This is a genomic window from Pseudomaricurvus alkylphenolicus (assembly GCF_011683955.1).
GTDB lineage: Bacteria > Pseudomonadota > Gammaproteobacteria > Pseudomonadales > Cellvibrionaceae > Pseudomaricurvus > Pseudomaricurvus alkylphenolicus.
On the sequence record NZ_JAAQPI010000008.1, the window covers coordinates 316,907 to 330,185 of the forward strand.

A 13,279-nucleotide genomic window follows, 5' to 3' on the forward strand; every position below is an offset into this window, starting at 1 on the left:
TTGGCAACATCTTGGGGGGTGAGTGACCATTGGTTGATGAACCCAACTTTATAAAACCTAGGTAAAACCAAAAAACAAAGGAGTGCCATAATGGCTACTGTTTCTGAACAGATTCAGCAGATCTATATTGGTCTTTTAGGCCGTGCCGCTGCTCAGGCAGGCTTGGAATACTGGACCGAACAGATCGAAAGCGGAAATCTGACCATCGAACAGCTTCGCGCTAACATCGTCAATGAGCAGCCGGAATATATTGAGGGCTTGGGCTCACAGACTCGCGCACAGGTTGTTTTCGCCCTGTACGAAAATCTGTTCGAACGCGCACCTGCTGATGAAGGCCTGGAGTACTGGGTTAACGGCGGTGGTTCGACTGTAAATATCGATCAGCTGGTTCTGGCACTGATTGATGGTGCTTCTGCAGCCGATCAGCTGGTGCTGGCTAACAAAGTTGAAGCTGCTGAGTATTACACGGCTCAGCGTGGCAGTGCAGAGACCCACAACGCTGGTGACGCCGCAGCCGCTGTTGCAGAGGTTGATGGAACGGTTGCTTCGCTGGAAGCGTCCAAAGCCGTTGTTGATGGTTTGAACAACCCCGGCAACACCAGCAATACCTTTACTCTGCAAGAGAATACGACCGTAATCGGTGCTTCTGCCGGTCAAGATGAGGTCACTGAGCTGGTTAACTACTGGGGCGACCCAGACACTGGCGAAGGCATCCCCCTGGTTGATCTGCTTGAGTATGTTCGCAGCCTGACCGGCCTGGATTTCCACGAGCTGGGCTTGATCAACATTGCCAACGGCAACGACGACGGCCTGAATAATGGTGAAGAAGGTTCCCCAGGTTCCTCCACCGAAGTCAATGGCGGCATCGACCCCAATGACGCTCAAAACATCACTATCACCACTGGTGACGTAGGCGACGACAGCAACGTAGATGTTGTCATCTCAGTAACTGACTCTGACGGTACTATCCACCAGTCTGAAGCCAGCATCGCTGTAGAATACGTCGACTTCCTGAACGATCTGCTGCTGGATGGCGAAGACGGTGAGTCTCGTCTGTTCGAGAAAGAGATCATTGTCTCTGAAGGTGTATCCGGAAGCGCCGGTGAAGAAGTTCCCGTTGATATCGTTCTGACCACCACCACCAACAACGGTGGCACTGTCGAAGCGGGCTACACTTCTGCTGTAAACGACAAGATCGATGCGGGCCGTCTGGATCTGCTGCACAAAGCCTACATTGATGGCGGCGACGGGGTGAACACCCTGCAGATCAGCGCCAAGGGCGTTTATGCTCAGCCCAAGCAGCTGTTCAATATTGATCACGTCACTATTGAGAATTTGCCCAATGTTTACACGACTATCGACGACGATGGTCAGCCGGTAAATACTTACACCGACTATGGCTGGGGTGTATCCGGCACAGGCGAATTCGCAAACAGCGTACTGGACCTGCGTTACGCTCACGATATCCAGACCCTGACCATTACCGAAGGCGACTTCGAAGGTCTGGAAGTTTACGATCTGGAAGGTGGCATTGCACAGCAGTCCGTCGTTAACTTCGGAACCTCCGTGGTTGCTGGTGACGTCTTCGTTATTACCATCAACGGTGTTGATGTTAGCTACGAAGCTCAGCCCGCTGGCGCTGACCCCGTTGCTGACCCCGCGGACACCATCGAAGATGTGATCGCCGAGCTGGTTGCGGCCATTAACAATGACCCCACCGTTGGTGACATGGTGACCGCTTCTGCGGGTCAGAACAACATCAACCTGACCGGTGATGTGGCTGGTGCCGACTTCAACCTGTCCGTAGATGGCGATATCAACGATGAGCTGGTAGTCGAAGCTGAAGAGCCTTCCTCTGTTGCCAACAGCATCCCACTGGGTGACCTGACCATCAGTGGTGTTCGCAATGGCGCAACCACCATCCTTGAGGGCAACTTCTCTCGTGATGTCAAGGTTCACTACTCAGACGTTCAAGGTGATGATGGCATTAATATCACCCTGGACAGCGTTAACTTCACCAGCGGATCCGACCTGGATATCGCCCACAACTCCCCGACTCTGAACATTGAGTCCACCGGTGGTGGCAACACCCTGAAGGGTGAGCTGAGTGACAGTGGTGAAGCTGGCCTGCAAAACCTGAACATCACCGGCGACGCCTTCCTGTACATTCAGGACAGCATTGCCAGCGATTTTGCCGGCGGTACCCCAGCCCATATTGACGCCTCAGCCAACACCGCTGGTGTTGACCTGAGCATGAATGGCTACAACGACGAAGTTCACTTCGTTGGTACCCTGGACTCCGATGACCACTTCAGCAGTGTTAACAGCTCCAGCGGTCGCGATGTAAGCATTCAAGGTGGTCACGGTAACAACGAATTCTCTGTTGAGACCGACGGCAATGTTGTCGTTTCTGCAGGTGAAGGTAACAACGAAATCTGGGCTATCTCCAATGGCGACGACGAGCACGTTCTGGAAGAGAACGTAACCGTTACCGTACTGGGTGGTAACAACCACATTGGTGTTGAGTCTACTGACAAATTCACCATTTCTGCTGGCGACGGTGACAACCTGATCGAAGCCCAGGGTGGTGCCTTTGAAGGTGTAGCCGCAACTGAAACCGACGTCAGCGCTATCGTACTTGGTGACGGTAACAACCAGATCGATGCCGATGCAGGTGTTCTTGCTATTGTGGCCGGTGACGGTTCTAACCAGATCTCTCTGGGCGATAATGGCTACGACTTTGTTACCATTCCCAATGTTACGCCAGCGCCCATTGCATCGCTGAGCCTGACCGTTGGTGACGGCGGCAACTTCATCAAAGCTGTAAACGTCGCGACTGGTAGCATTACTGCCGGTGCGGGTAGTGACAGCATTGAGGTTGAAGGCACCGCTTATGTTGATTCTTCTATCAGCATCAATGCGGGTGACGGTAACAACACGGTAGTTGTTGCGGAAGTCGAAGACGTTACTGTAACCACTGGTTCTGGTGACGACAGCATCACCATCATTGGTGGCGATGTTGATTTTGACAGTGCCGACGATACTCAGGACGATCTTTCCGGTGAAAATGGCGACGAGACCCTGTTGGTCATCGATGCCGGTACCGGTAACAACACCATCACGTTTGGTAATGATGAAGCCACCAGCAATCAGGCCATTACTGCCATTGATGGTTCCAGCATCACCGGTGAAAACATCACCCTGGTGATCCAGTCCGAAACTGATCTGTCCCGTGCTGACGTTTCCGGCGTCACTGCTGTATGGATGGGTAACGGCGACGCGCTGACTCTGACAGTATCCCAGTTTATCGCTATGGGTGGCTCTGCTTCCTTTAACGTTATCGGTGAGTCCTTCAACGCCAAGTCCACCATCAACCTGATTGTTGACCAAGACACCTCTCTGGACGCGCTGGACATCGAGTCTCTGCCTCGTTCCATCGACCTGTCCTTCGAAATCAAGGACGGTGTCCAGCTGGAGCTGACCGCTCAGCAGCTGCATGAGCGCGTAATCTCTGAAGGCGTGTCTCTGTACAACGACATGAACACCGATTTCCAGAGCGGCACCGTACTGATCACTGGTGCTGGCACTGACTTCGATCCGTTCAATAACAACGATGCGGTTCGTACCGATGATGCCGACGCCACTTATCTGGGTGGTTCACTGTCCAGCGACTTCCACAATGATGCTGTGGCTGCTGGCGGTAACGGTGATGGAGATATCACACGCGACGAGTGGGGCTCTAACGTCCTGGTTGACCGTACTCTCACTGGCTACGATCGCCCAGCTGATACTCCTTCCTATAGCCGTCTCGTTATCGATACCGACAGTCTGGAAGGCGGTGTTCTGAACCCGTTCGACACTATCGAAACCTTCCTGCGTATTGTTGGTGACTCCGGTCTGACCTTCGAACCTGTTGCTTCTGGTGTAGACGAGTGGGGCCGCCCAGTCGAGAACGCGGGTGACTCCATTGAGCTGGCCACTGATAGCGAGTACTTCCTGATCGATTACTCCGGTGTGGGTGGCGAAGTTTCCGGTCTGGTTGTTGAACACTTCGAAAAAGCGACTGTTCTGGTTGACGGCGTCTGGATGGGCGGTGTCTTCGGTAACGGCATCAATGCTCGCCTGGATGTGAAACTGGAAGGCGATGTTGGTACTGACGAACAGGGCCTGATCTCCAGTGGCGTTCAGACCTTCGTAGTGGTCGACGCTGACGACGACCATACCTTCTACACTTGCGAGACCACACAGGATCTCGAAGTGCTGGGTATCCAGGGTCTGTACGATACTACCATCACCTTCGACAACACCGAGCGTGGCGTTGAGTTCTTGATGGAAGTCGAGTACGCCAAAGACGTTGGCTACGCCGTTGGTCACCTGGTGGGTGATTTTGCCCGCGAAGATGCCGATGCCGTTGTAAATATCGTAGGTCTGGATGCTCTGCCAGCAGGTGAAGTTCAGATGGTTGAGGGTATTACCCTGATCAACGCTGAATCTGCCACCATTAACATTACTGGCGGCGACACCGAGATCGATGCTTTCACAGGCGCCGACGTTTCCGAGCTGACCCTGACTGCCGATGCCGATGTGGAATTCCCAGCGATCAGCACTGTTGTTGATTCGTTCGACGCTTCTGGTGTTGTCGGTGAGCTGACCACTTCCATGGATCTGGCCGGTGAAGACGATGGCATGACCTTCGTTGGTGCCGCTGGTGGTACCACACTGACTGTTGATGACGCTGGCGTTGATGCTATCGACAGCATCTCTGGTGCTGGTGAGATCAGCCTGATCATTGATGGTACTGTTAACCTGACAGCTGCATCTCTGACCAACGTTACCTCTGTCAGCATTGGCTCCGGTGACACCCTGGTTCTGACCATCGCTCAGTCTGCCGCAATTGGCGAAGCCAATATTGTTGGTGACAGCGACATGACCTCTGTTCTGACCCTGGTTGGTCTGGGCGAGGAAGCATTCAGCCTGGCCGCCTATGATTCTTCTTTGACCTTTGCAGGTCTGAATCTGCAGGTTATCAGCGCTGATGAAGTCACTCTGCACCCTGACACTGATCTGACCGATGTTGCCAGCCTGGTTGTACCTGAAGGTACCGTGCTGAACCTGACAGCGGCTCAGTTCCAGCAGCTGAATGGTACCGGTACCATTACTGGCGTTGACGCAACTGGTGCGGCAAGCACTGAGTACACTGTTAACATCACAGACCTGACTCAGGCCGACGTTGCAGCTGGCCTGGATATCGCTCTGGTAACTGCAGAGAACATCTCCATCACTCTGGCCGAGAATGTAGATATTCCTGCTGATGACGCTCCAGACATCAACACCAGCCTGGCCGTAGGTGCAGGTGACAGCCTGACCATCAATATCGGCGACGACATGACTCTGGTTCTGCCTGAGGCTGAAGACGTTGACGGCGCGACCATCAATGGTGGCAGCAACTCCACTCTGGAATTCTCTGACGATACTGCCAGCGACGTTGATGCTTCTGGTTGGGATATTGACTTCCTGCGTGTTTCTTCTACATACGTTGCAGCATCCAATATCGACGATCTGTTCCAGGGATTGCTGGAGCGTGTTGAGAAGGTGGTCTTCCAGGGTCCTGACCAGGTTAACGCAATACCTCAGACTGTTACCCTCGAAGAAGGCATCACCATTACCGGTGGATTTACCATCGCTCGTATTGAAGATGATTACGAGATCTCTGACCTCACTATCAATATGGAAGGTGGTGTCGAGATTGTTGGTGATCTGACCATCGATTCTACCGATAAGAACGACGGCTCTGATCTTCTGCACAGCCACCTGAAGACACTGGTGATCAATTCTACCGGTACTGCTCAGAACCAGCTGTCTGGAGATAGTGAAAACATCATCACAGGTGATATTACTTCCGATGATGGCACTGTTGATGAAGAAGCAGATAACAATCTGCTGGATGTGACCATCAACGCAGATCAGGACTTTATCGTCACTGGCAATATCATCTTCGAATCCGTAACTGGTGACGATTCTTTCGGCTTTAACGATGACGATGAAGCTGAAGCGGTTCTGGCCATCAATGGCGCTGCGGACGTTACCTTTGGTATCGACACTAGCGATACTGACGTTGACGCCCTGACTGTCACACACAATGGTACTGGCACTGCCACTATCAATGTCGCGGCAGCCAATATTGACGCCGCCGACGCTCTGGCGTTCCAGGGAACCGGCAGTGTGGTATTGATTGTTTCCGGTACAGTTGACCTGTCCGACGATGACCTGAGTGCCGTAACTCAGATTCACCTGGCTGACGGTGCGGACCTGACCCTGTCTCAGGCTCAGATCGATGCAATTGGAGCTGGCAACATCACCATCGACGACGGCGATGCGGCTGATCTGAATGTGGTAGGTGTAGGTAGCACTCCGTTTGACGCCACCGCGTTTGACGAAGATATCGATATACAGGACATCACTCTGGTATCCGGCACAGTTACTCTGGATCCGGCCACTAACCTGACCGACGTTGATTCCATCATCGTTCCAGAAGGTAGCGTTCTGAACCTGACTGCTGCTCAGTTCCAGCAGCTGCTTGGTGCAGGCACCATTACTGGTGTTGACGCCGATGGCAATGCAAGCAGTGATTACACCGTTAACATCACCGACCTGATGCAGGCGGACGTTGACGATCTGATCACCACTGGCATCACTGCTGACACCGTTACTCTGGCGCTGGGTGAAGACGTTGACCTGACTGTAGGCGACGTTATTACCAACGTTGACGAAGTGTTCATGACCGACGGCCAAAGCCTGGGTCTGGCAACTTCCGATCAGGCTGACGGTCTGGACATTACTGGTGGTGCCAATACCACGGTCACCTTCCTGTTCGCTGAAATGGCGGGCACTGCTCTAGCACCCGTTAACGAAGATGACTCTATCGACGTTTCCGGCTACAGCATCACAACTCTGCGTGCCCTGGCGGTATTTGTCGGCGGTGTTAATGCTGAGTTCCTGCTGGATGATCTGAGCGAAGATGTCACCCTGAACCTGTTCTACGATCCGGATGCAATCGGTGTTGTTGTTCCTTACAACCGCTTCGTGGTTGTAGAAGAGAGCGTGACCTCTGCCGGTATCGAGTTTAACGACCTGGACGAGCTGTCCGCAGTTCGCAACCTGACCGTTACTCTGCAGGGCGAAGGCGACGGTGAGTTTGATGACGACAATGGTTCTACCATTGACGGCACCATTAGTGGCGGCGACGCGATCAACCTGGGCACCATCGTTACTGATCCTGCTGACACCATCACCACTTGGTTCGACACACTGACCATCGTGTCCGAAGGTGATGCAGCTGATGCGCCTAACCAGATCATCGGCAACATCTCTCCTCTGGATAATGGAGATGCTGATATTGTAGGTCCTCCGCTAATCGAGCATGCAGACAACGACCTGTTGACCGTTGCGATTAATGCGACTCACGACCTGAATATTGTGGGTGATATTGTCTTTAACTATGCTGATGCTGCTTCCGGCCGTAACAACGCAGACACCGATAGCGATGCAAACGTTGTGCTGACCATCACTGGCGACGCTCCAGTCTCCATTGGCGGTTATGTCGGTCAGGACGGTGACGGCGACATCGATTCCGTAACCATCACCAGTACCTCTACTGCTGAAGTGACACTGGGTCTGGATGCGGCTTCTGCTGTAGACGCCAACACCTCTATCGACGGCGGCGCGGGCGGTATAGCTCTGACCATCGACGACACTGCAGCCGTTGATCTGTCTCCAGCCACTCTGGCAGGTATCAACAGCCTGACCATTGGTGACAATGCCAGCGCGACTGCAACCATTGACCAGCTGGTGAATACCATTGGTCTGGCCAACATCACTGGCGGTACTAACTCCACACTGAACATTGGTCTGTACATGGGTGAAGAGATCGACGCCCAGGCTCTGGCTGACGACGCAGGTGTAGATATCGGCACTATCGTGTTTGCTGCTGACGCAGGCGACATCACTGTAGACGCCAATACCGACTTCACCGGTGTGAACTCTCTGGAAATCCCAGCGGGCACCACCGTGTTTATGACCGCTGACCAATTCGCTCAGCTCGACGGCATCGGCACCATCACTGGTGACGGTACTGTTCACATTACTGACTTCAACAACACTCACGGTGATACCGACTTCTCCGGTGTTGATGACGACGTACAGGGAACCATCTTCCTGGATGCCGCTGAAGCAGCTGTGATCATGTCCATCGACGGCGACCTGGCTGATCTTGACGTCTTCGCAGTTGAGCTGACCGCCAACAACCAGAGCGTAACCTTCTCCGGTCACTCTCAGGCAGATGGCCGCACGGTTACCACTGGCGACGCCATCACTGGTACACAGGTTGTGATTGGTTACGAAGCGCCGACCACTCAGATTGTGACCACCGACTACGCCAGCACCATTGACGAAGTACGCGTGTTCAACACTCTGGTGGCTGATCAAAACGTTGAAGATCTGCTGTTCGATCTGGCCTCTGCCATCGACGTGACTATCTTCCGCGCTGATGACGATGCCCCGGTTGACTCTACAGTGATTGAGTCCACTAACCGTGTTGTTAATGTCGAAGAAAATGTAACTGTAGACGGCGACCTGATCTTCAACGATCTGCGCGTTGATACTGAAGTTACCACTTTGACCATTAACCTCGAAGGTGGCGCCGACATCCAGGGTACAGTCAATATCCCGACTGTTTCCGATCCGATCATCCTGGACGAAACCGATCAGTTCCCTGCCTTCTTCGGTGAGCTGGTAATCAACTCCGACGGTGACAGCCCTAACTCCATCGAGAACATCGCTGCGGGTACTGAAGGTGGTCTTGGCACTGCTGAAACCTTCACTGTGACCTTCACCGCTGATACTTCTGCGGATGGTGACGGTACTATCACCTTCGACGGCGTGGTTATTACTGTTCCAGACGGCACTTCCGCCAATGACATTCGCGCTGCTGTAGTGACCGCCATCAACGATGCCAACGACGCCGGTGATACCCACTGGACTGCCGTAGCTGGTGCTGGTGCTGGTGAGGTTGACTTCACTCTGGATCACCCGGAAAACGTTGACGACGTTGTTAACGCTGACTTCGTGATCGCTGGCTCTGACACGACTGCCACTGTAGCCGCTGTCGTAGACGGTGCTTCTCCAAGCGAAAACAACCTGCTGGACGTTGTGATCAACGCCACTCAGGACCTGACCATTGACGAGATCGAGTTCTCTTCTCGCAATGACAGTGACGACGAAGCGACGGCCACTCTGGAAGTCAATGGCGCTGGTAACGTGGTTATCAACGATCTGGATACCGACGACGATGACGTCGACGCTCTGGTGGTTGACCACAATGGTACTGGTGACCTGACCATCGCTCTGTCCGAAACCATTCTGACAGTCGATGCCGCTGACGCTATCACTGTTGATGGTTCCGACGCTGCCGGTAACACCATCATCGCCGTACACGGTGACCTGAACCTGTCTGACGACACTCTGGTTGGCGTTAACGCGATTGAGCTGACTGCGGTTGATGCAGACACCACTGCCGCTGTTACTCTGACCACCACTCAGTTTGTGAACATCGGCGAAGCAGGCTTCAGCCTGGTCGACAACACTACTGGTGGCGTTGCTGGTGTACAGCAGATCAACCTGACCAGCTATAACGGTGAAGACATCCAGTCTGACGAGCTGAACGCTGATCCGGATGATGTTGAGATCACCATTCAGTCCATCACTGTTGAAGACACCAATGGTACAGTCACTGTTCCTGCCGGTGCGGACCTGAGCAACGTTCAGAGCATTGTGATTCCGGAAGGAACCACTCTGGAAATGACCGCTGATCAGTTCCAGTCCATGCCTACTGGCACCATCACTGGTGACGGTACTCTGAACATCACCAATCTGGATGACGACAATGCCGATATCGATCTGAGCACTGTTGCCGCCAACGCTGGTGTGATCAGCCTGGATGCTGCTGCAGCCACTGTTGTACTGAACGGTGTGACCGACGCAGCGGTTCTGGATGGCACAGGAACGGTATCTGCATTCTCTATCCTGATGACTGCAGACGGCCAGAGCCTGACCCTGTCCAACGAAACTCAGGCAGACGGTCGTACTGTTGACGGTTCTGCACAGACCAACACTACTCTGGTACTGGGCTTCGATAACGCTGACGGCACCGACGCCGACGCGATCATCGAATCTGCCGGCTTCGACGTAGACGATCTGTTCGTACTGGACGAGTTCGTAGACAACGCCACTGCAGGTACCTTCAACTTTGAAGAGATCTACAACGGTCTGTCTGAAGACGTGACTGTGACCATCTTCGAAGTGGGCGGCGCAGTTGTTGTCCCAGTTGATGCTACAGCCATCTCCACCACCAACCGTGTTGTGATTGTCGAGCCTGATACCGATGTGGTACCAGACATCGCCTTTAACATCCTGGATGGTGACGCGGAAGTTGCGACACTGAGCATCACCTTGTCCGGTAACTCCAACATTCAGGGTAGCCTGCTGCTGCCGACTAACCTGGATACCGATCTGGATCCACTGGGCGACGGCACTCAGTTTGCTCTGTACTTCCGCGGGTTGACCATCAACTCCGAAGGTACCGGTGCTAACTCCATGGGTGACATCTCTGCGGTTGGTGCAGGCGCTCAGGAAACCTTCTCTCTCACCTTGGACGCAGCCATGGCTGTAGTTGGTGGTGACACTGTCACTTTCGACGGCACTACTGTTGATCTGACGGGTGCAGGTGACGAACTGGGTGCAGCCGCGCTGATTGCCGCTGCTGAGTTTGAGAACTGGACTGTTGCCAATGGTGGTGGTGGTGTTCTGAACTTCACCAGTATCGTTAACGGTAACGTCACTGATCCTGTGATTGGCGACTTTGTATTCTCTGACGAGGACGGTGCCAGTACTAATCTGACCGGCGTCGTAGGTGCCAATGTTGACGGTGCAGCCGAAGAGAACAACCTGCTGGACATCACTATCAACGCTGATACTGATGTAACCATCGGAACCATCTTCCTGCAGTACCAGACCAACTCCCTGTACGATGTTGACGATAACCCCATCGCCACTCAGGAAGCGACCATCACCGTTAACGGTGCAGCGGACGTAACCATCACTCAGGTGGATACTACCGACATTCACGTGACTGGTGTGAACCTGGTTCACAATGGTACAGGTACCCTGACCGCACCTGGCGCAAGCCCTGGTCTGGATCTGGGCGCTGGTACTACCACTGTGACCTTCGACGGTACCGGTAACTTCGTCTTCGGTTCTGCTGACGATGCGCTGACTGATCCGGATGACGTAGATACCTTGCCTGACGCTTCTGGTGTTAACGGTGCAGCATTGACTACCATCGATGCCTCTACCCTGACTGGTGATCTGGATCTGGGTACCATCACTGACGTTGACGAGAGCGACTTCACCTTGACCGCTGGTTCTGGTGTGACCACCGTTAGACTTGGCGATGCCAACAACAACGCTGGCGCCATGAATCTGGATTCCCAGGGTGATTGGACCTTCGATCTGTCTGCGGCTGCGGCTGGCAGTACTCTGACTCTGTCCGATACTGTAACCATCCCAGACATGACGGGTGAAGCTGCTGCTGATGCAGGTTCTCTGACCATCAACACTGGCGCCAATGGCGTGCTGGTAATCGACGGCAACGTTGACCTGCGCACCCTGGTGGACACTGACGGTAACAACAAGCTGGATCTGACTGGTGTTGTTGAAATCAACATCCCAGCCGGCTCTTCGCTGCAGTTGACCGATGCTCAGTGGGCTGCTTTCACTGGCACCATCACTGGTGACGGTGCAGACCTGCTGTACATTGATGACACTAACGTTGCTGCCTTCGGTGGTGGTGCTGCTATCGACCTGCTGGACGTTCGCGGTGTTAACGAGATTCAGATCGATGATCAGACCACTGGTCTGAATACTCTGACTCTGACCTCTACTCAGGCGCTGATTACCAGCACTGTAGACACTGTGTCCGACCCAGACGTTGTTGGCGATGCCGGAGACCTGGATGCGTTCACCACTGTCAATATTGATGTAGACGCTGCGGCTGACATCAGTGACGTGGTTGGTGGTGCAACCACTACCACCATTGACGTGGACGCAGGTGTTAACGCTGCACTGACTGTCAGAAACACTCAGATGGGTGCTCTGGCTGCCGGTGACACCAACTTCGACGACGACTTCGAAGAGACTTCCGGCCTGAGCATTGTTGCCCAGATCGTAACTGGCTTCGACTTCGTATCCGGAGATGCGATCCCAGGTGACCAGACCATCACCGTGACCATCAATACCCGTGATATCAACAACAACATCACGGATTACAGTGTGTCCGGTAGCGCTATTGCCATCGCCAACTCTTCTGATCAGACGATCACTGAGTTTGCAGCGGTAAGCGCGGCTGATGAGACTGCGTTCGATGCCATGCTGGCCGGTGCCAGTGCTATCGAGCACACCGGTGTAGGTTCTGAAGCCAGTATCCGCGATGGTGACGGTGTTAACACTCGTGCCCTGACTGCGACTGCCGGCGTTGAAGACACCTTCGTCTTCATCGGTACCACCGGTGGTGTTGCCGCATCGCTGGATATTGACGCTGATGAGTACGTGTCCATCACCGGCTTTGCTAACGCCGATGGTGATCAGCTGGACATCTCCGCGATGATTGCTGCTGATGGTGAAGGTACTGCTGCTATTACCTCGGTAGCTAACAACACTGGTCAGACAGTAGACGCTGCGAATACCAATGTGTACATCTTCGCACAAGACGCTTCTGCCAATGATGTTGATATCACCACCGACGATAACAACGACATCGCTGACTTTACTGATCTGGCTGATGTTGCTGCATGGTTGGATGACGGTAGTGACACTGACTTCCTGCAGAGTGATACTCTCAACGAAGTTCACTACCTGGTGCTCAACGATGGTACTGATTCGTACATCTATGAAATCACAGATGCAAACGATGGTGCTGCCGTGACTGCCGGTGAACTCAACTTGGTAGGTATGGTCAACGGTGTACTGGTAGCTGCTGACTTCACTATCGCCTGATCCTAGGATCAGGAAGAAGAGGGGGATAACCCCCTCTTCAAAACGATAGAAAGTGAATAATTCAGTTAAAGAGGCGAAAACAGTTACCTTGAGTGACAGCCAGTAGCCTCGGCACCTGCCATAAGGTGCTGAAATTAAAAACCCAAGCCAAGCAATTGGCTTGGGTTTTTTT

At 53.5% G+C, this 13,279-nt stretch carries 1 protein-coding gene; it reads left to right on the forward strand.

Features of this window, described 5'->3' with window-relative positions:
- Window positions 1–90 precede the first annotated feature (90 nt).
- A complete protein-coding gene (locus HBA55_RS20935) occupies window positions 91–13,107 on the forward strand; it encodes a beta strand repeat-containing protein (RefSeq protein ID WP_166995439.1) in 13,017 nt (4,338 codons plus the stop codon).
- The last annotated feature ends 172 nt before the right edge of the window (window positions 13,108–13,279 follow it).